The organism is Paenibacillus zanthoxyli JH29 (genome assembly GCF_000520715.1).
Lineage (GTDB): Bacteria > Bacillota > Bacilli > Paenibacillales > Paenibacillaceae > Paenibacillus_AQ > Paenibacillus_AQ zanthoxyli.
This window is the reverse complement of the sequence record NZ_ASSD01000200.1, coordinates 1-393: the sequence shown is the minus strand read 5'-3', so window position 1 is coordinate 393 and position 393 is coordinate 1. Positions and strand designations below refer to the sequence as shown.

Annotated in this window: 1 protein-coding gene; it reads right to left on the bottom strand. The window is 52.9% G+C overall.

Going from position 1 to position 393, the window contains the following annotated elements; all coding sequences use genetic code 11:
• A partial coding sequence (locus tag L691_RS0107845; RefSeq protein WP_025689836.1) for an asparaginase domain-containing protein occupies positions 1 to 393 on the bottom strand: 393 nt, incomplete at both ends.

Below are 393 nucleotides of genomic sequence, written 5' to 3'. Positions count from 1 at the left end.
CCGGCTACGACGATTCCCTTGGCGCCCGCGTTTACTGCGGCGTCGTACAAATAGCTGCCGTTATTCTGGTATTCGTACAGAATATCGACCTGAGGCAGCTCGGTCAAATTGGAAATGTCAAATACGCTGCTTGCCGTATGTTTACGCTTGATTTCATTATAGAAATAAATCTTGTCGCCGGAGACTACCCCCAGATAGCCTTGTTCCACTGATTTGAACGTATCCGTGCCCGTCGTATTTGTCTTGGTGATATAACGGGCGGCGCCGATGCGGTCGTTCAGTTCAATCATGACGCCCTTGCCGCGAGCTTCTTTGCTGCTTGCGATTTTCACCGCATTATACAGGTTGAACGGGCCGTCTGCGCTGATCGCTGTGGCGGGGCGCCTCGCCCCT